Below are 19,919 nucleotides of genomic sequence, written 5' to 3' on the forward strand. Positions count from 1 at the left end.
TGATCCACAGGCAAGCTTGCATCTGGCGAAAAAAAGGGGGCTTGTGCCCCCTTTTCCGTTTTCATTTAATGTGATTGCCAGGAGCTAATCTCTCGGCATCAGCCGCGCCGCCACCAACCGCGTCGCTTCGGCTTTGCCTCGCTCGACGTTGTTTCCTCAACCGCTCCCTCATTGACCAGCGTCACAGAGACAGGTTTTTCCGAAATTTCGGTAGTATCGGCCACCGCCGTATCAGCCGGCGCTTTCGCAGTTTCGGGTGCAGAGGTAGGCATATCATCCGCTTTTGCCGCGGCTTTGGAGGCCGGTTTGGACGCGTCTTCTTTCGCCTCCGCCGCGCTTTCCCCGTTCACATCGGCTTCCGTTGTTTCCGCCTCGGCTTTCTTGGTGGTCCGCCGACGACGGGCGGGGGCTTTCTTTTTCGGCTTTTCTTCCTCTTCCATTTCCGCATTCGCGGAAGAGGCGGGTTCGGAGACTGTCTCTGCGGCAGGTTCTGCTTCGGCCGCTGTCGCCTTGCGGCGGGTGCGGCGTGGCTTTTTAACCTCAACCGGCTCTTCCGCCGCTTGTGCATCCGTCCCCTGCAGCGGCGTATCCGGCGATGCGTCCGCCGTTTCCCCGGCAGTCTGTGGCGCAGCCGTCTGCTCCTCTGCGGCAGGGGCACTATCCCCCTCCGTCACCGTAATTGGAATATGAACAGACGCCTGATCATCGGCAGTATCGCCCTGTGTGGCTGTCTCCTCAAGGACGGTGCGTCCGCCTTCGCCGTCCTCTGCATGGCGCGCCTCATCACTCGTCGCTGTGCGGGAGCGACGGCGACCGCCGCGTTTGCCGCGACGGCGGCGTTTCGGCTCCTGGGCGTCCTCGTCGCTATCAGAGGGATGACCCTCACGCGGTTCCGCCTTCTGACTTTCCGACGCGCCCGCCTCAGTCGCGGCAGATTCGTCCCGGGGCTTACGGCGGCGACGGCGGCGGCGGCGTTTGGAAGAACTGCCATCTTCGTCTTCATTGCCTTGGCTGCGGGCGGGCTTTTCCTCTTCGTCCTCTTCCTCGTCCTCATCCTCCGCAATGGGGGAGGCGGTATAGGCCGCTGCAACCTCACGTGAGACAGGGGTCAGCTCGCCCGGTTTGCCCTTTTCCCGGTCCATCTTGTAATCATTCATATTGATGGTAGGATCGGCAAGGATCAGAATGGTGATACCATAGAGGTTTTCCAGTTCCTGAATGACCGCGCGCTTCTGATTCAGCAGGTATATCGCCACCTCCGTATGAACGGAAACAGTGATCTTGCTGCTGCGTTCGCGCACGCCTTCCTCTTCCAGCGTGCGGATAATCAGCAGTGCCGTGGATTCGATAGAGCGCACAAAACCGGATCCGCCGCAGGTATGGCAGATTGTCGTGCTGGTTTCCAGGAAACTCGGCCGCAGGCGCTGACGCGACATTTCCATCAGGCCAAAGGGGCTAATCCGTCCCACCTGAATACGCGCCCGGTCGGATTTGAGACAATCCTTCATCCGACGTTCCACCGCCCGGTTATTACGGTTGTCGTCCATATCGATAAAATCGATGACGATCAGACCGGCCAAATCGCGCAGGCGAAGCTGACGGGCAATTTCTTCGGCCGCCTCCAGATTGGTCTTCGTCGCCGTATCCTCGACATTGCGCTCCCGCGTGGCCTTGCCGGAGTTCACATCGATGGAGACAAGCGCCTCGGTCGGGTTGATAACAATATAACCGCCGGATTTGAGCTGCACCTCGGGATGATACATGGAGGCGAACTGCTGCTCCACCTGAAAGCGATGGAAGAGGGGGATCTTGTCCTTGTAGGGCTGCACCTTCTTCGCATGGCTCGGCATCAGCTTGCGCATGAAATCCTTGGCGACCTTGTAGCCCTCGTCGCCTTCAACCAGAACCTCACTGATATCCTTATCATAGAGGTCGCGGATGCAACGCTTGATGAGGTTCGCCTCCTCATAGACGCAGAAGGGCGCAATGGATTTCAGCGTCAGTTCGCGAATATCGTCCCACAAGCGCATGAGAAATTCATAATCACGCTTGATCTCGACCTTGGTGCGGCTGAGACCTGCCGTGCGGATGATCACGCCGATACCTTTGGGAACATCCAGCTCATTGGCAATTTTCTTCAGGCGCTTGCGATCCGCCGGGGCGCTGATTTTACGGCTGATTCCGCCGCCCCGTCCGGTGTTGGGCATCAGCACGCTGTAACGGCCAGGCAGGGAGATATAGGTGGTCAGGGCCGCGCCCTTATTGCCGCGCTCTTCCTTGACGACCTGCACCAGCAGAATCTGCCGCCGCTTGATGACTTCCTGGATTTTGTAATGCCGCCGTGACGGGACCGGACGCCGACCCTCAATCTCATCCTCCCCGCCGAGACTTTCCACATAGTCCGTCTCGCCGCTATCAACCTCTTCGGGACCGCCATGCTCGTCCGGATCGTCGGCCGCGGAGGTATTTTCGTTCTTCTCGGCAACGACTTCCTCGCCAGCGGCGCCAGCCTCAGCCTTTCCATCTGCGGATTTGCCCCCGGCGTCCGTCTGTTCCAGTTCGGCCTCTTCAAGGTCGCTGGCTTCGAGCTCTTCGGCGGCTTCCTGTTCGATCAGCGCTTCGCGATCGGCAATAGGAAGCTGATAATAATCAGGATGAATTTCATTGAAGGGAAGAAAACCGTGGCGATTACCGCCATATTCTACAAAAGCCGCCTGTAGCGAGGGTTCGACCCGGGTGACTTTTGCGAGATAAATATTGCCTTTAAGCTGTTTTTTTGAGGCCGTCTCGTAATCAAATTCTTCGAGACGGGTGCCTTTAACTATTACGACGCGTGTCTCTTCCTCGTGAGACGCGTCGATCAGCATACGCGTAGCCATACTTTAGCTCCAAGACTGCATATCCTCCCTATGAGCACAGAGGATATGAGCCGATTTCTGAGGAAATCGTCGGCGCCGCCCGCTTGTTCTCGACATGATCTGAAGTACGCCTTGCCGAGGCGGCTTTAATTTCCGGCTGCCGGAACCCGTTTTCGCCATTGAAAACGGGAACGATTTCTGTTTCACCTAATTTTCACTGCATTGTCTTAAGCGCTGCTGCCTGACGCTCCGGGGATTGACGACCTGTCAATGCCTACAAAAGCTGTCGGTAACGGCGCCGTCCTGCCTCATATATATGAGATCAGGAACTGACCACAGGAACTCACGCGTATATGATAGCGCCATTGCCACTTTCATACCAAGTGAATAATGACACGGGGTGAAAAATATTCGTGATATGTCGCCCGAGTGCATTGATTAGCGCCGCCGAAGCCGTTAATTTGGGATATTCGGCGGCGATTGGCCGCAAAATGCGTAGCGTAAATTTATTTGATCCGGATATGGATATGGTTCGTCGCTTTTTCCGCGCCTCCCTGATGTTGCTGCTCATGTGCTGGGGCGTGTTGCAACCCGGCACTGCTCCGGCGGCTCCCCCCCTTGAGGTGTCCGCCGTTCGCCTCGGATTGCATGAGGACAAGACACGCTTCGTCATGGAGATGAGCGCTGCGCCCGCCTATGACATCTTCCTGCTCGCCGATCCCTATCGCATCGTTATCGATCTGCCGCAGGTGAACTGGAATGCCGGAGAGGGAACTGCCGAGAGAAAAGGCGTGATCGAGAATTACCGCTGGGGGCTATTCAAGAAGGACACGTCACGCGTCGTGCTGGATGTTGCCGGGCCGGTCAAGATATTGCAGGCCGTGACGCTGCCGCCCGCCTCGGGCAAGCCGTGGCGTTTTTTCATAGATATCCAGAAAACGGACGAGGCGGCCTTTCGCGCCGCACTGGCGGAGCACCGGCAAAATCAGGAGCCCGAGCAGGTCGCCCTTGTCGCCCCGCCGCCGACCGAAGCCCGCAAATACACGATTGTAGTGGATGCCGGACATGGGGGTATTGACCCCGGCGCCATCGGCAAAAGCGGAGTGTATGAGAAAAAAATCACCCTCGCCGTATCCCGCAAGATCCGCGATCTTCTGAAGAAAAACCCAAAATATACCGTGCTGATGACACGCGATGACGACATTTTCCTCAGCCTGCGCGAACGGGTCGCCGTCGGACGCCATGCGGGGGCCGATCTGTTTGTCTCAATCCATGCCGATTCGATCAGCCGTCCGGATTTTCGCGGCGCGGCGGTCTATACCCTGTCTGAAAACGCCTCCGACGATGAGGCGGCGGAGCTTGCCAAGGAAGAAAACAAATCCGATCTGATCGCCGGTGTCGATCTCAGCGCTCAGGATGATACGGTGCAGGGTATTCTGATTGACCTGGCGCAGCGCGAGACCAAGAATTTCTCCGTCAAATTTGCGGAAATGCTGACGCCGGAGATTGCCCGCTCGGGCATGAAGGTGCGGGGACGGTCGCATCGTTTCGCCGGGTTCCGGGTGTTGAAAGCCCCGGATGTGCCCTCGGTACTGGTGGAGCTCGGCTATCTTTCCAATCGCGAAGATGAACGTATTCTGAAATCCGGTGCCGGACAGCAAAATCTGGCGGAAGCCATTGCCGCCGCTGTTGACAAATATTTCGAAACAGTCGATCCGTAAGCCGCCGCCGTCATATGACGACGGAATGAAAAATTATATTTTGCCTGAAAATAGCCAAATCTGTTCTATATTCACTGAACGGACAAGTGATTGAGAACCCTGTGCCCATGAAGCGTTTTGCCAAATTCCTGTTCTTGAGTGTCACCCTGCTGCTGATTTTCGGCGTGCTGGCGGCGGGCGTGATCGGCTATGGATTTTATCACTTCGGCAGGGGCCTGCCGGAATATGATCAACTGACTAAATACGAACCACCGGTGATGACCCGTGTTCACGCGGCCGACGGCGGGCTGATTGCCGAATATGCGCATCAGCGGCGCCTGTTCGTGCCCATTGATACCATCCCGGATATTGTCAAACAGGCCTTTATCGCCGCGGAAGACCAGAATTATTACAGCCATCCCGGCGTCGATTTTCAGGGCATCGCCCGCGCGCTTTTCACAAACATCAAGAATATCGGGCAGGGGCGGCGACCGGTCGGCGCGTCCACCATCACCCAGCAGGTCGCGAAAAACATGCTGCTGACCAACGAGGTTTCCTATGAGCGCAAGGCGAAGGAAGCAATCCTGGCGCTGCGTATCAACCGGGCCCTCTCGAAAGATCAGGTGCTGGAACTCTATCTCAATGAAATCTATCTCGGCCACCGTGCCTATGGCGTGGCGGCGGCGGCCCTTTACTATTTCGACAAATCCCTCGACCAGCTCACCATTGCCGAGGCCGCCTATCTCGGCGCGTTGCCGAAAGCACCCAATAATTATAACCCTTTCCGCTTTCCCAAACGGGCGATGGAACGGCGTGACTATGTGATTGGCCGCCTGCTGGAAGATGGCTATATCACCACGGATCAGGCGGAAGAGGCCTATGCCACGCCGCTGATCGCCCGCGAAGGTGGCGACGCGCAGGTGATCCGGGCGGAATGGTTCGTCGAACAGGTGCGGCGCGAACTCTATAACATATATGGCGAGAAGGCGCTTTACGATGGCGGTCTTTCCGTGCGCGCCACCATGCAGACCACCCTGCAGAAGACGGGCGAAGCCGTACTCCGCAAGGGATTACGTGATTATGATCGCCGTCACGGCTGGCGCGGCCCTCTTTCCTCAATCGAAGTGGGGGAAGATTGGGCCGTGCAGATGATCAAATTTCCGCGACCCAAGGGACTTGGCGACTGGCCGATGGCGGTGGTCCTGAAGCTGACCGGAGAAGCAGCAGAGATCGGCTTTGCCGATACAACCAAGGGACAAATTCTGCTGGAAGATATGGACTGGGCGCGCGAGTTTCAGGGCGTGGATCAAAGAGGCCCCGCCGTGAAAGCACCCGCCGATGTACTGAAAGTTGGCGACATCATCGCCGTTTCACCGAAGGAGGGAGCGAAAGCAACCGAGCGTCTCTTTGCCCTTGAACAGATCCCGAAAGTCTCCGGCGCGCTGGTCGCCATGGACCCGCATACCGGCCGCGTTCACGCCCTGGTTGGAGGCTGGAGCGCCGACACCTCCCAGTTCAATCGCGCAGTGCAAGCCTATCGCCAGCCCGGTTCGGCCTTCAAGCCCTTCGTCTACGCGGCGGCGCTCGATAACGGTTTCACGCCTGCTGACAAGGTGATGGATGGACCTTTCGTGCTGACCCAGCCGAATGGCGAACGCTGGAAGCCATCCAACTACTCGAACCGCTTCTATGGGCCGAGTACATTGCGCCTTGGGATCGAGAAATCGCGCAACCTGATGACCGTGCGGCTCGCCCGCGCCATCGGGATGGAGCCGGTAGTCGATTATGCCCGCCGTTTCGGCATTACCGATAATCTGATGCCGACGCTGTCCATGGCCCTCGGTGCCGGGGAAACAACGCTGCTGCGCCTCACCACCGCCTATGCGGAGCTGGTCAATGGCGGCAAGCAGATCACGCCGACCCTCATCGACCGCGTGCAGGATCGCCGCGGCAAGACCATCTACCGTCATGATGATCGTGCGTGCGAGAGCTGCAATGTCGCCGAATGGAACAATCAGGAAGCGCCGCAGCTCCCCGATAACCGCGAACAGATTCTGCCCGCCACCACGGCCTATCAGGTCGTTTCCATGCTCGAAGGCGTGATTGAGCGGGGCACCGGACGTTCCATCAGCGTGATCGGCAAACCGCTCGGCGGCAAGACCGGCACCACCAATGACAGCAATGATGCCTGGTTCGTCGGCTTTTCGCCCGATCTCGCCGTCGGCGTCTATGTCGGCTTCGATACCCCGCAAAGCCTTGGCCAGCGGGAGACCGGCTCTTCCGTCGCAGCCCCGATCTTCCGGGATTTCATGGCCGCCGCATTGCAAGACCAACCTGCCACCCCCTTCCGCGTGCCCGAAGGCATTCGCCTTGTCCGCATTAACGAGCAAACCGGCGAGCCCGCAAGACGCGGTGACAAGAATGTCATCTGGGAAGCCTTCAAGGCCACGACCGGCAGCCTCAGTAGCAGGGGCGTGCTGGATGGCTCGGAAGGGGGCGGCTTTGCCCCCGCCGCCGCGAATACGGATGAAACGCCCCGTTCTTCCGGCGGTACTATCCGGTCCGGCACGGGCGGGCTTTACTGATCCGGATTTTCGGATTACCTTCCGGCGAAAATTACCGATAGTGTGGAGTTAAGAATGCGTGCAGAACATCAGTCACTGGTCGATGAAATCAAGCGGGGCATGTCCCTGCTGAGGAGGTATCTTTGACTGGGATAATGCTACCCGCCGTCTGGAGGAGCTGAACGCCCTCGTCGAAGACCCTGATCTGTGGAACAACGCCGCCAAGGCGCAAAGCCTGATGCGCGAACGGACAACGCTCGACAATGCCCTCTCCGCCTATAACCGCATCGCGCAGGATTTGCAGGATAACTGCGACCTGATCGCGCTGGCGGAGGAGGAGGAGGACGAAGACACCGTTCTTGAGGCCGAAGCCGCGCTCAAAGACATGCTGATCGAGGTTAACCGCCGCCGCCTGGAAAGCATGCTGTCGGGCGAAGTGGATGCCAATGACTGCTATCTCGAAATCCATGCCGGGGCGGGCGGGACGGAATCACAGGACTGGGCGCAGATGCTGCTGCGTATGTATTTACGCTGGGCGGATCAGCATGGCTACAAGACCAAAATGCTGGAAGAAAGCGCCGGGGAAGAAGCGGGCATCAAATCCGTCACCATCGAGATCAACGGCGAAAATGCCTATGGCTGGCTGAAAACCGAAAGCGGCGTGCACCGGCTGGTGCGCATTTCCCCCTTCGATTCCAACGCCCGGCGGCATACCAGCTTTTGCTCCGTCGGGGTGTATCCGGTAATCGACGATGAAATTGACATCGAGATTGAGGAAAAAGACCTGCGCATCGATGTCTATCGTGCCTCCGGCGCCGGTGGGCAGCATGTCAACCGGACGGAATCCGCCGTGCGTATTACCCATATCCCAACCAATGTCGTCGTGCAGTGCCAGAATGACCGCTCGCAGCACAAGAACAAAGCGGCGGCCATGAAGATGCTGAAATCCCGCCTTTATGAGCTGGAGCTGCAAAAACGCGAGGCCGAGGCACAGGAAACCCGTGACAGCCAAACCGATATCGGCTGGGGGCATCAGATTCGCTCCTACGTGCTGCATCCCTACCAGATGGTTAAGGATCTCCGGACAGGCGTTGAAAAGGGCAACGCGCAAGGCGTGCTGGACGGGGATCTTGACGATTACCTCGCCGCGGCGCTGGCCCAGAAAATCGGCGGAGAGGAAGATGCGGCGTAAATCAGTCCGCTGTATTGTTGTCCTGCGCCGCTACGGCAAAAACATGGGCAAGCGCGTCTGCCGCCTGATGGAGGGCCTTTTCCGCCTCCGGAAACACGCCCGTCATGGACATGAAGCCATGCACCATGGCGGGAAAGCGCACCACACCCACATTGACGCCTGCCGCCTGTAATGCCTTGCCATACTCCTCCGCCTCATCGCGTAAGGGATCGAACCCGGCCGTGACAATCAGCGCCGGGGGAAGTCCGGCAAGATCGGTGTTGAGAATGGGGGAGGCCCGGATATCGTCCCGTTCCGACGCATTGTTCAGATACATATCGCGATAGCCTTCCATCCGCGCGCGGGTCAGGAAAAACCCATCCGCAAACATGGCATGACTGGGCGCGGAGAGATGCGCATCCAGCGTCGGATAGAACAGCATCTGGAACAGAGGCAGGGGGCCGCCCTGCGATGCCGCCTGCTGTGCGACGACGGCGGCAAGGCACCCGCCGGAACTGTCGCCGCCCACAGCCAAACGGGACGAATCCAGGCCGTAATCCGTGCCTTTTTCAGAAACCCACCGCAAGGCGGCACAGCTATCCTCAACCGCCGCCGGAAACCTCGCCTCCGGCGCCAGCCTGTAGCCAACGGACAGAACGGCAAAACCGCCATATTTCGCAAGCCGTGCGCAAAGACCGTCATGACTGTCGAGGGAGCCGCGGATATAGCCGCCACCATGATAATAAACGAGAACGGGAAGGGAGGGCTCATCAAGCGGGCGATACAACCGGGCAGGAAAGTCGTCGCTGCCGCTTCGGATGGTGATATCCTGAATGGAGGGGAGCCTGGGCGGCTTCCCCGCCAGCAGACTGGAGACTTTCTCCAGCTTCTCGCGGTTTTCCGCAAGACCTTCAATAGTCACAGGGGATGCCGATTTCCTGTCCAGGTCGCACAACAGCCGCGCCTTGGCATCCAGCTTCTGGCCATCAATTACCAGCGGCCGGAAGCCATAAAACAGGCTGAAAAAGGAAGAGGGGAGTGCAGCAAGCAGCGCAGCGATCAGGCGTTCCAGCATCCCGGCCTTTCTTCAAAGATCAGGAAAAGCCGTCAGGCAGAGGCGCGGGCAACCTGCTTCTCGACGAGCATATCCTGCAATTCGCCGGTTTCGAACATTTCGCGCATGATGTCGCAGCCGCCGACGAATTCACCCTTCACATAGAGCTGCGGGATGGTCGGCCATTCGCTGAATTCCTTGATGCCCTGGCGGATGCCGGGATCGGCGAGCACGTCGATGCTCTTGAACTTGACGTCGAGATGGGAGAGAATTTGCACCGCCGTCGCCGAAAAACCGCACTGCGGGAAAATAGCTGTCCCCTTCATAAAGAGCACGACATCATTATCGGTAATTTCCTGGGAAATTCGATCTCTTGTCACTTGATCAAGCATTTAGAAATCCTTTTTGAAGTTGTTTCTGATTAGCGGCCTTCCGGCACCGAGGTTTGCAGGGCAAGGGCATGCAGCGCATGGCCCATGTTTCCTTTCAGCGCCTCATAGACCATCTGGTGCTGGCGAACGCGGGGAAGGCCGATAAAGCTGGCGGAGGTCACCATGGCGGCATAATGATCGCCATCGCCGCGCAGATCGGTGATCTCCACCGTTGCATCGGGGATGCCTTCCTTGATCAACCGTTCAATTTCACTCGCATCCATCGCCATGGATCATCACTCCTGTTCACTTCCGGGACCGGCCATCAGCTCTGGCAGCCAGCCCGCATGGACGTCGCGCAGCCTTCCCAAAGATATGGTCAGCCAGCCGCCGATTTTCAAATCAGTATGACCGATCGTTCCAAGAATGTGTAGGGGAATATCATCGGCGAGGGCAAATCCGCGCAACATCTCCACATCATCGGGCTTTGCCGTGATAACATAGGCGGCCTGAGTTTCCGCGAAAAGCGCCGCATGAGGCGGCAGGTCTGTCTCAATCTCCAATTCGGCGCCGATATTGCCCGCAAGGGCCATTTCGGCAAGCGCAACGCCAAGGCCGCCATCGGAAATATCATGGGCGGCAGTGACCAGCCCCTTTTCGATCATGGCGCGGAGATAATCGCCATATTTGCGTTCTTTCGCGAGATCCACAGTGGGCGGAGCCCCTTCCTCACGCCCTTCAATTTCCCGCAGGTAAAGCGACTGCCCCATTTCACCGGTCAAATCGCCAAGCAGCAGCACGATATCTCCGTCCTCCTTGAAGGCGAGGGTGGTCATATGGGCAAGGTCTTTCAGAATGCCGACGCCCCCCACAGCCGGCGTCGGATGTATGCCCGTGCCATTGGTCTCGTTATAGAGCGAGACGTTGCCGGAAATAACAGGAAAATCAAGGGCAAGGCAGGCATTCTTCATGCCTTCTATGCAGCCGACGAACTGGCCCATGATCTCGGGTCGTTGCGGGTTGCCGAAATTCATGCAGTCGGTGATGGCGAGCGGCAGCGCCCCCGTAGCCGTGATATTGCGCCAGGCCTCCGCCACTGCCTGCGCGCCGCCTGTCACCGGATCGGCAAAGCAGTAGCGCGGTGTACAATCGGTGGTGATGGCGAGCGCCTTGCCGGTGCCATGCACACGGACAACCGCCGCATCGCCGCCTGGCCGCTGGATGGTGTCGCCCATGACCATATGGTCATACTGTTCCCAGATCCATTTGCGGCTGGCGATCTCCGATGATCCCATGAGCTTGATCAATGCCTCGCCAAGATCGTTGGGCGCAGCCACATCTTCCCCCCGGATCGGCGCCTGTATCGGTGTTTTGACCCACGGCCGGTCATATTCCGGCGCTGCATCGGCAAGCGGCGCCACGGGCAGATCGGCGACCGTCTCCCCCTGCATGGTCAAGACCATGCGGCCAGTATCCGTCACCTTGCCGATCACGGAGAAGTCCAGCTCCCATTTCTCGAAAATCCGCCGCGCCTCTTCTTCTCGGCCCGGCTTCAGAACCATGAGCATGCGCTCCTGACTTTCCGAAAGCATGATTTCATAAGGCGTCATGCCTTCCTCGCGCATCGGTACCTGATCAAGGTTCAACTCAATCCCGACACCGCCCTTGTCCGCCATTTCGAAGGAGGAGGAGGTGAGCCCCGCCGCGCCCATGTCCTGAATAGCGACAATGGCATCCGTCGCCATCAGCTCGAGACAGGCCTCCAGCAGGAGCTTTTCCGTGAAAGGATCGCCCACCTGCACGGTCGGGCGTTTTTCTTCGCTGTCGTCATCGAATTCAGCGGAGGCCATGGTCGCGCCATGAATGCCGTCCCGCCCGGTTTTGGAGCCCACATAGACCACCGGATTGCCGACACCGGCCGCCGCGGAATAGAAAATCTTGTCCGTATCGGCAATGCCGACTGTCATCGCATTGACGAGAATATTACCGTCATAGGAGCTGTGGAAGTTTGTTTCTCCGCCGACGGTCGGCACCCCCATGCAGTTGCCATATCCTGAGATACCCGCCACAACACCGGAGACCAGATGACGGGTTTTCGGATGATCCGGCCGACCGAAGCGGAGCGCATTCATATTGGCAACGGGACGCGCGCCCATGGTGAACACATCGCGCATGATGCCGCCAACACCCGTCGCCGCCCCCTGATAGGGTTCGATATAGGACGGATGGTTGTGGCTCTCCATCTTGAAGATCGCCGCCTGACCATCGCCAATGTCGATGACACCCGCATTCTCGCCAGGGCCGCAGATCACCCAAGGAGCGGACGTCGGCAGAGTTTTCAGCCATTTTTTGGAAGATTTATAAGAGCAATGCTCACTCCACATCACCGAGAAGATGCCAAGCTCCGTGAGGTTCGGGACACGCCCCAGAACCCTCAGAAGCTCCTGATATTCATCTTCGGAGAGGCCGTGTTCGGCGACAATTTCCTTGGTAATTTCTGTCATGATCTCAAACAATGGAATTTACGAGATGATCGAAAAAGCGCCTGCCGTCGGTGCCGCCCAGCTCCTCGGAGATGAGCCGCTCCGGATGCGGCATGAGTCCGAGCACATTGCCCGCCTTATTATAGATACCGGCGATGTTGTTGAGCGAACCGTTCGGATTCGCCTCTGCGGTCAGTTCGCCATCCGCGCCCGCATATTTGAAAGCAACTTGGCCTTCTGCCTCCAACTCCTCCAGCGTGTCCGTATCCGCAAAATAGTTGCCGTCATGGTGAGCAACCGGGAAGCGCACAACCTCACCCAGTTCAAAACCGCCGACAAACCGTTCATTCTGCGACGTGATCAGCAGATTTACATCCCTGCACACGAATTTCTGTCCCGCGTTGCGAAGAAGCGCACCCGGCAGCATGCCGGTTTCCGTCGCTACCTGAAATCCGTTACAGATGGCGAGAACGGGCGTCCCTGCGGCGGCCTTCTTCACCACCTCGCGCATAATCGGTGAATTCGCCGCCATGGCGCCCGCACGAAGATAATCGCCATAGGAGAACCCGCCCGGAATGGCGATCAGATCGGTCGGCGGCAACTGGCTGTCACCATGCCAGACCATATCGGGATCGCGGCCCATGGACTGGGCGAGGGCGACCTTCAGATCGCGGTCACAATTGGAGCCCGGAAATACGATAACGGCGGCCTTCATCGTCCTAGCCTTTCGCTCAATCCAAAATCTCGATGCTGTAATTCTCGATCACCGTGTTGGCGAGAAGCTGCTGGCACATTTTCTCGACTTCCGCCTCGGCCTCGGCCGGATCCGCCCCGGTAAGCTCCAGATCAATCGTCTTGCCCTGGCGGGCATCCAGAACATTGCCGAAGCCCAGCCCCTGTAAGGCATGGGAAATCGCTTTTCCCTGGGGGTCAAGCACCCCGTTTTTCAAGGAAATATAGACACGTGCTTTCATCTGATCCTCATTCGGGTTTTGAACACCCCTGGACTTAAATAAAAAGGCGCGGGGGAGGCGCCTTTACTGAATGGCCGTGCTGCCCTGAAGGTCTCCAGGGCCGCCTTCGGGAATGATGCCGAGACGACGGGCGACTTCCTGATAGGCATCCTCGACCCCGCCAAGGTCGCGGCGGAAGCGGTCCTTGTCCAGCTTCTTGTTGGTCGCGGCATCCCACAGACGGCAATTGTCAGGACTGATTTCATCGGCGAGAATGATATGCATCTCGTCCCCTTCGTAGGAGCGGCCGAATTCCAGCTTGAAGTCGATCAGCCGGATGCCGATGCCTGCGAACAGCCCGAGCAGGAAATCATTGACCCGGAGCGACTGGTTGACGATATCGTCAAGTTCCAGCGGGTTCGCCCAGCCAAAGGCGGTGATATGCTCTTCCGTCACCATGGGATCGTTAAGCTCGTCCGACTTGAAGCAAAATTCGATGATCGGCCGGGGCAGGGGCGTTCCTTCGGTAATACCGAGACGCTTGCAGATGGAGCCGGCGGCAACGTTGCGAATGATCACCTCAATCGGAATGATCTCCACCTCCTTGATGAGCTGTTCGCGCATGTTGAGGCGGCGGATGAAATGGTTGTGAATGCCGATTTCCGCCAGCTTGATCATCAGATGTTCGGAAATGCGGTTATTCAGCACACCCTTGCCGGTGACAGTCGCTTTCTTTTCGCCATTGAAGGCGGTCGCGTCATCCTTGAAATACTGCACCAGCGTGCCCGGTTCCGGCCCTTCAAAAAGAACCTTCGCCTTGCCTTCGTAGACACGTCTACGTCGGGTCATGGAAACACTCCAACTCATCGAAAAGGCGGTCATCCGCCAGAGAAAAAATATCCGACGGCGTCCCTGCAAAAAATCATTCGCGCCATCATCTTCAATCGCCCGTGCGTCATCGCAAAGGCAAGCGGAACATAATGCAGAAATCGGGCAAAGACAACATTTCCTGTCATCGAATTATCGCATATTCCGCAGTTTTTTACTTGCAGGGCTAGGCGGAACATCCCATCTTCGCTATAAGGCATTGCCGGGCTACGGATTGTTGGTTTGAAACAAGATTAGGAACAGGAAACTCATGTCAGGATTCGACGATCGGAAAAAGGGGCGGGAAAACAAGTTCGCCCATGATCAGGAACAGGAATTCAGGATTATGGCGCGCCGCAACAAGCTGCTTGGCCTGTGGGCTGCCGATCTTCTTGGCAAAAGCGGCGCGGACGCCGAGGCTTATGCCAAGGAAGTGGTGATCGCCGATATGGAAGAGAAGGGCGATGAAGACGTCTTTCGCAAGGTGCGCGGCGATCTTGATGCGCAACATGTGGAAATGTCGGACCACCGCATCCGCCGCACCATGGAAGAGCTGCTGGCGACCGCCCGCGAGCAGATCCGTTCAGGCAACTGAGCCGGTCGGGTGATCGGGCAATCGCCCTGTTAAATCCTTATCCGCTGTATAAAGAAAGAGGCGCAAGTCATTGCGCCTCTTTCTTTGTTTTGTGATCGGGATTATTCGCCAAAGACACGCCGGAAAATCGTATCCACATGCTTCGTATGATATTCAAGGTCAAAAACGCTTTCAATCTGTTCCGCTGAGAGTGCTTTCATGACTTCATCATCGGCTTTCAGCAGTTCCATGAAGTCTGCGCCTTCGCGCCACACGCGCATGGCGTTGCGCTGCACGAGACGATAGCTGTCTTCCCGGCTGACGCCCGCCTGGGTGAGGGCCAGCAGCACCCGCTGCGAATGGATCAGGCCGCCGAGCTTATTCATATTGCGCAGCATATTTTCGGGATATACCACCAGCTTTTCAATGACCCCGGTCAGGCGGGCGAGGGCGAAATCAAGCGTGATGGTCGCATCCGGGCCGATGCCCCGCTCTACGGAGGAATGGGAGATATCCCGCTCATGCCAGAGGGCGACATTTTCCATGGCCGGGATCGTCGCCATACGAACAAGACGGGCGAGACCGGTCAGATTCTCCGTCAACACCGGGTTGCGCTTGTGCGGCATGGCGGAGGAGCCTTTCTGTCCCGGCGCAAAATATTCTTCAGCTTCCAGCACTTCGGTGCGTTGCAGATGACGGATTTCAACGGCCAGCCGTTCAATAGAGCTGGCAATCACGCCAAGTGTGGCGAAGAACATGGCGTGACGGTCACGGGGAATCACCTGCGTCGAGGCGGGCTCGGGCGTCAGGCCAAGGGACGCCGCCACATGTTCTTCCACATAGGGGTCGATATTCGCGAAGGTACCGACAGCGCCGGAAATGGCACAGGTGGCGATATCTTTCCGCGCATTAACAAGACGCTCCCGATTGCGATCAAATTCCGCATAGGCCTGCGCCATCTTGAGGCCAAAAGTCACCGGTTCCGCATGGATACCGTGGGAGCGGCCGACGCAAACGTCATCCTTATGGGCATAGGCCTTCGCCTTCAGCGCGGCCAGCAGCGCATCCATATCGGCGAGCAGGATATCGCAAGCCTTCGTCAACTGCACCGACAGGCAAGTATCCAGCACATCCGACGATGTCATGCCCTGATGTACAAAGCGCGCCTCATCGCCAACATATTCGGCCAGGTTGGTGAGAAAGGCGATCACGTCATGCTTTGTTTCGCGTTCAATCTCGTCAATGCGGTCAATATCGAAATTACCACGCTCCCACACCGCCTTGGCGGCAGCCTCGGGAATAACGCCCAGCTTCGCCTGCGCATCACAGGCATGGGCTTCAATCTCGAACCAGATACGGAATTTGCTTTGCGGGTCCCAGATGGCGGTCATCTCGGGGCGGGCATAACGGGGGATCATGGCGGCTATCTTTCTGACTACAATAAAGGAAGAAGGCTGACCTAGCAGAGGTTGCGGAAAATCTCAACCATTTAAGGGCAGGGATGGACGTGTTAAGGCAGAGAGTGGGCGGGAAACGTCCTACTATATCAATCCGCGGGACTTGAAGCTGAGACAGTCCGTATTGCCGACGATGACATGATCATGCACGCGGATGTTAAGCGCCGCCGCCGCCTTCACAATTTCCAGCGTCATGTCGATATCCGCCTTTGATGGCGTCGTATCACCGGACGGGTGGTTATGAACCAGAATGATGGAGGTGGCGCCCAGCTCCAACGCTCGTTTCACCACTTCGCGCGGATAGACGGCAGTGTGATTGACGGTGCCGGTCTGCTGCACCTCATCAGCTATCAGGTGATTCTTGTTATTGAGAAACAGAATACGGAAATGCTCGACCTGACGTTCGCCCATCGTGCCCTGGCAATATTCGAGCAATGCCTGCCAGGAACCGATGACATTTCTTTTCTCAATTTCGGCCCGCAGCAGCTTCTCCCCCAGCGTCTCCGCAATCTTCAGCGTGGCAATAACCGCATCGCCCGCGCCGTCAATCTTGCGCAGCTCCTCCGCCTCCGCCTTCAGAACACGCGACAGGCTGCCGAAGCGCGCCAGCAGCGCTTTCGCAAGCGGCTTGGTATCGCCGCGCGGGGAGGCAGCAAACAACAGCATTTCCAGAATCTGGTAATCCGCCAGCGACCGTGCGCCCGCCGAGAGTACCTGCGCGCGCATTCTTTCACGGTGACCGGCGCGGTGATCCATCTTTCCACTCATGCCTTTTGCACTCTCCGCAAGCCCCAGCGTATAGGGGCTATCCAGATCATGCAGGCCGGATGCGTCCGGCGAAGGCTTGGGGTCAGACGTCATAGGGCGGCTTGTCCAGTCCCTTCGGTGACAGGGTGAAAATTTCATACCCTGTTTCGGTCACGCCGATAGAATGTTCGAACTGTGCGGAAAGGGAACGGTCCTTGGTGACCGCTGTCCAGCCATCATCGAGCACCTTGACCTGCCAGGTGCCGAGATTGATCATCGGTTCGATCGTGAAAATCATGCCAGCTTTCAACTCGATCCCTTCGCCCGGCGTGCCGTAATGCACGATATTCGGCACATCATGAAACACCCGGCCAACGCCATGTCCGCAGAAGTCGCGCACGACAGAGCAGCGCTTGCCTTCCGCGAAATTCTGGATGGCATAACCAATATCGCCGGTGGTGGCGCCGGGTTTCACCACCTCAATTCCGCGCATCAGGGATTCATAGGTGATGTCGATCAGGCGGGAGGCCTTCACGCTCGGCTTGCCGGCCACATACATGCGGCTGCTGTCGCCATACCAGCCGTCAACAATGGGCGTGACGTCAATATTGAGAATATCGCCATTCTGAAGCTTTTTCGGCCCCGGAATACCATGGCAGACCACATGGTTGATGGAGATGCAGACATGCTTGGGATAGCCGCGGTAATTCAGCGGTCCGCTGGTCGCACCGCGCTCGGCAATAAAGTCGGCGCAGATCCGGTCCAGCTCCTCCGTCGTGACGCCGGGCACCACATGCTCCGCTATCATGTCAAGGGTTTCGGCAGCCAATTGCCCGGCCTTGCGCATTCCCTCAAAACCTTCGGGTCCATGCAGCTTGATCACGCCGGTGTTGCGTTCCGGCGCGGTTATACTCGTTTCATATCTCATAAGCGCTCTTCAGTAAATTTAACGAATTATACGTCATGCCGGACCGAAAGGGAACCAGGAATGACCGGGACAGGAGAACCGAGACGTATTCCGTTAGTTGTTATGTGGCAGTCATAGCAGAGAATTTCAACTCCCGCCGCTCTGGCCGTCGCGAAAGCCGCCGCATAATCGGGATCGATATCCGCCGCCAGACGGAAGGAGCGGCAATCGGTTCGCTGGATCAGGTAGAACATGGCCGCGCGCTGCCCGTTTTCGACCATACTGGCAAGTTCCCGCAGATGCTTCGTACCGCGCACCGTCACCGCATCAGGAAATTCAGCCTCCGCCGCCATGCGGGCCAGCGTGACATTCTTCACCTCCACATAGCAATCCGGCCTGTTGTCACCCGAAAGCAGAATATCGATGCGGGAATTTTCACCATATTTCACTTCACGGCGGAGGCTATCATATCCTGCAAGTTCCGGCACATCCCCGGCCGCAATCGCCTCGGCCACGATGCCGTTCGGATGCGAGGTGTTGATGCCAACGAAAGCATCTTCAATTTCCACCAGTTCCCAGCTATAGGGTAGCTTGCGCTTTGCATTGTCTGAACGCGATAGCCAGACCGTCATACCCGGTTCCTTCAAACCCATCATGGAGCCGGAATTGGCCACATGGGCGGTGAGGGTGCGACCATCCGCCATTTCCACATCGGCAAGGAAGCGTTTGTATCGTTTGATCAGGGTGCCTTTTTCAAGCGGCGTGGGAAATTCCATCTTTATCGACCCGGATTGGACTGCGTGATAATTTTGCTGATGCTCTTTGTATTCCCTTTGCTATGATGCGGGCAACCCCGGGTCCGGAAATTGCAGGTTATTTTATGTCGAGCCATACAGATCATTCCCAGAAGACGGTCACCGCCGCCATTCTCGTCATCGGCGATGAAATCCTCTCCGGCCGGACACAGGATAAGAATATGGCCTGGCTGGCGGTGCAGCTTAACGAGATCGGCGTGCAATTGCGCGAGGCGCGTGTCGTCCCGGATATCGAGGCGGAGATTGTTGACGCCGTCAACAAACTCCGTGCCAAATACAATTATGTTTTCACCACCGGCGGGATTGGCCCGACCCATGATGACATCACGGCGGACTCCATTGCCGCCGCATTCGGGGTCGCCATCGACTATCATCCGGAAGCCATGAATATCCTGACCCGCCATTACGAAACGAGCGGTATTGAATTCAACGCGGCCCGCAAGCGTATGGCCCGCATCCCGGACGGCGCCACGCTCATCTACAATCCGGTCAGCAAGGCGCCCGGTTTCAGAATCGAGAATGTCTTTGTCATGGCCGGTGTGCCCATGATCATGCAGGCGATGTTCGCGGAAATTGCCCCAATCCTGCAGGGCGGGGCGAAAATGTTGAGCCGGACCATCGGCGCTGGCCTGCCCGAGGGACGCGTCGCCCAGAAACTCGGCGAACTGCAGGGGGTTTACCCCAATGTCTCCATGGGTTCATATCCCTATTTCAAGCAGGGGGAGGTGGGCACCAATCTGGTGCTGCGCTCAACCGATCCCGAGGCTCTCAACGCCGCGTTCGATGCGCTTTTCGACTGGCTGAAAACCCAGGGTGTGAGCGCCAGCGAAACAAGCTGACGCCGCCACGGGTATTTCCGCCGCAGCGCGCAGGAACGGTACTGTCAGAACGGGCAAAAAAGACAGGTCACGGCATTAAATCCTTGTTTCCGTAAACCGCTTTCGCTAGGGTTCACCCGCCGCCCGCATGGTGAAATCGGTAAACACAGTAGACTTAAAATCTGCCGCCCGTAAGGGCTTCCCGGTTCAACTCCGGGTGCGGGCACCAATCTGACCCCGACCACCATTCCAGATAAATTCTGCAAAAATCGTGATAATTGAAGGGGTGGGGCGCTCCTCAGAACAGTTGCAGATGTTCCAACGGCAGATTCCGGTTATTTCAGGATAGCGAAATGGTGAGCCCGACAGGATTCGAACCTGTGACCCACTGATTAAAAGTCAGTTGCTCTACCGACTGAGCTACGGGCCCCCATTTTGCGATGCTGCGATGAATGGCCTTTCATTTCAGTCGAAAAGCGTCGCAACGCGGCTGCAACATAGGGAGGTTGCGCCCAATGGTCAACACAGATTTTATTTTTTTAAAAGCTGTCAAAAATGTCGTTATCTGCAACTATAGCAT

17 protein-coding genes and 2 tRNA genes are annotated in these 19,919 nt (G+C 57.5%); 6 read left to right on the forward strand and 13 right to left on the reverse strand.

Features of this window, described 5'->3' with window-relative positions; translation table 11 throughout:
- Positions 1–98 precede the first annotated feature (98 nt).
- Entirely contained in the window at positions 99–2,879 is a 2,781-nt protein-coding gene (locus CMN55_RS10555) for an Rne/Rng family ribonuclease (protein ID WP_293949769.1), read from the reverse strand.
- A 506-nt stretch (positions 2,880–3,385) separates the two neighbouring features.
- On the opposite strand from CMN55_RS10555, the gene CMN55_RS10560 reads away from it, so the two are divergent.
- The 3 genes from CMN55_RS10560 to prfB all read left to right on the forward strand — a co-directional run bounded on the left by CMN55_RS10560 (position 3,386) and on the right by prfB (position 8,314).
- On the forward strand, positions 3,386–4,579 hold the full coding sequence (locus CMN55_RS10560; protein ID WP_293949770.1) for an N-acetylmuramoyl-L-alanine amidase: 1,194 nt from the start codon (positions 3,386–3,388) through the stop codon (positions 4,577–4,579).
- A gap of 107 nt (positions 4,580–4,686) precedes the next feature.
- The gene (locus tag CMN55_RS10565; RefSeq protein WP_293949771.1) at positions 4,687–7,143 is read left to right on the forward strand and encodes a penicillin-binding protein 1A; all 2,457 of its coding nucleotides are present in this window, start codon (positions 4,687–4,689) and stop codon (positions 7,141–7,143) included.
- Between the two features lie 54 nt (positions 7,144–7,197).
- Positions 7,198–8,314, forward strand: a protein-coding gene (gene prfB, locus CMN55_RS10570) for a peptide chain release factor 2 (RefSeq protein WP_293949772.1) whose coding sequence is annotated in 2 segments (ribosomal slippage) — positions 7,198–7,266 and positions 7,268–8,314 — 1,116 coding nt in all. Because the reading frame shifts where the segments join, the coding sequence is not laid out codon by codon here.
- A 1-nt stretch (position 8,315) separates the two neighbouring features.
- Here the strand turns inward: prfB and CMN55_RS10575 are convergent.
- From CMN55_RS10575 to purC, 7 genes are all read right to left on the reverse strand, one after another.
- Positions 8,316–9,368, reverse strand: a complete 1,053-nt coding sequence (locus CMN55_RS10575; RefSeq protein ID WP_293949773.1) for an alpha/beta hydrolase — start codon at positions 9,366–9,368, stop codon at positions 8,316–8,318.
- A 32-nt stretch (positions 9,369–9,400) separates the two neighbouring features.
- A complete protein-coding gene (gene grxD, locus CMN55_RS10580; RefSeq protein WP_293949774.1) occupies positions 9,401–9,739 on the reverse strand; it encodes a Grx4 family monothiol glutaredoxin in 339 nt (112 codons plus the stop codon).
- A 29-nt stretch (positions 9,740–9,768) separates the two neighbouring features.
- Complete coding sequence (locus tag CMN55_RS10585; protein WP_293949775.1) at positions 9,769–10,008, reverse strand: BolA family transcriptional regulator; 240 nt, start codon at positions 10,006–10,008, stop codon at positions 9,769–9,771.
- A 6-nt stretch (positions 10,009–10,014) separates the two neighbouring features.
- Positions 10,015–12,222: a phosphoribosylformylglycinamidine synthase subunit PurL gene (gene purL, locus CMN55_RS10590; protein WP_293949776.1), complete on the reverse strand. Its 2,208-nt coding sequence runs from the start codon at positions 12,220–12,222 to the stop codon at positions 10,015–10,017.
- A gap of 4 nt (positions 12,223–12,226) precedes the next feature.
- Positions 12,227–12,916: a phosphoribosylformylglycinamidine synthase subunit PurQ gene (gene purQ, locus CMN55_RS10595; RefSeq protein ID WP_293949777.1), complete on the reverse strand. Its 690-nt coding sequence runs from the start codon at positions 12,914–12,916 to the stop codon at positions 12,227–12,229.
- A gap of 16 nt (positions 12,917–12,932) precedes the next feature.
- Positions 12,933–13,175 carry a phosphoribosylformylglycinamidine synthase subunit PurS gene (gene purS, locus CMN55_RS10600; RefSeq protein WP_293949778.1) on the reverse strand — a complete coding sequence of 81 codons (243 nt, stop codon included), beginning with the start codon at positions 13,173–13,175 and terminating at the stop codon, positions 12,933–12,935.
- A gap of 63 nt (positions 13,176–13,238) precedes the next feature.
- Positions 13,239–14,003, reverse strand: coding sequence for a phosphoribosylaminoimidazolesuccinocarboxamide synthase (gene purC / locus CMN55_RS10605; protein ID WP_293949779.1), 765 nt, complete (start codon positions 14,001–14,003; stop codon positions 13,239–13,241).
- Between the two features lie 289 nt (positions 14,004–14,292).
- Between purC and CMN55_RS10610 the strand changes: the two genes are divergently transcribed.
- The gene (locus tag CMN55_RS10610) at positions 14,293–14,616 is read left to right on the forward strand and encodes a DUF1476 domain-containing protein (RefSeq protein ID WP_293949780.1); all 324 of its coding nucleotides are present in this window, start codon (positions 14,293–14,295) and stop codon (positions 14,614–14,616) included.
- Between the two features lie 101 nt (positions 14,617–14,717).
- Here CMN55_RS10610 and purB read toward each other — a convergent pair whose 3' ends face one another.
- From purB to sfsA, 4 genes are all read right to left on the reverse strand, one after another.
- On the reverse strand, positions 14,718–16,013 hold the full coding sequence (purB, locus tag CMN55_RS10615; protein ID WP_293949781.1) for an adenylosuccinate lyase: 1,296 nt from the start codon (positions 16,011–16,013) through the stop codon (positions 14,718–14,720).
- 123 nt (positions 16,014–16,136) lie between these two features.
- Positions 16,137–16,913, reverse strand: coding sequence for a RadC family protein (gene radC / locus CMN55_RS10620; protein WP_293949782.1), 777 nt, complete (start codon positions 16,911–16,913; stop codon positions 16,137–16,139).
- On the reverse strand, positions 16,903–17,727 hold the full coding sequence (gene map, locus CMN55_RS10625; protein WP_293949783.1) for a type I methionyl aminopeptidase: 825 nt from the start codon (positions 17,725–17,727) through the stop codon (positions 16,903–16,905). Before map ends, radC begins: the two co-directional genes overlap by 11 nt.
- 26 nt (positions 17,728–17,753) lie before the next feature.
- Complete coding sequence (gene sfsA / locus CMN55_RS10630; RefSeq protein WP_293949784.1) at positions 17,754–18,482, reverse strand: DNA/RNA nuclease SfsA; 729 nt, start codon at positions 18,480–18,482, stop codon at positions 17,754–17,756.
- Between the two features lie 104 nt (positions 18,483–18,586).
- On the opposite strand from sfsA, the gene CMN55_RS10635 reads away from it, so the two are divergent.
- Both CMN55_RS10635 and CMN55_RS10640 read left to right on the forward strand, forming a co-directional pair.
- Positions 18,587–19,360, forward strand: coding sequence for a competence/damage-inducible protein A (locus tag CMN55_RS10635; RefSeq protein WP_293949785.1), 774 nt, complete (start codon positions 18,587–18,589; stop codon positions 19,358–19,360).
- A 121-nt stretch (positions 19,361–19,481) separates the two neighbouring features.
- Positions 19,482–19,568, forward strand: a tRNA-Leu gene (locus CMN55_RS10640).
- Positions 19,569–19,693: 125 nt separating this feature from the next.
- On the opposite strand, the gene CMN55_RS10645 is transcribed toward CMN55_RS10640, so the two are convergent.
- Positions 19,694–19,769, reverse strand: a tRNA-Lys gene (locus CMN55_RS10645).
- Positions 19,770–19,919 lie beyond the last annotated feature (150 nt).

The sequence above is a fragment of the Sneathiella sp. genome (assembly GCF_002694385.1).
Classification (GTDB): domain Bacteria; phylum Pseudomonadota; class Alphaproteobacteria; order Sneathiellales; family Sneathiellaceae; genus Sneathiella.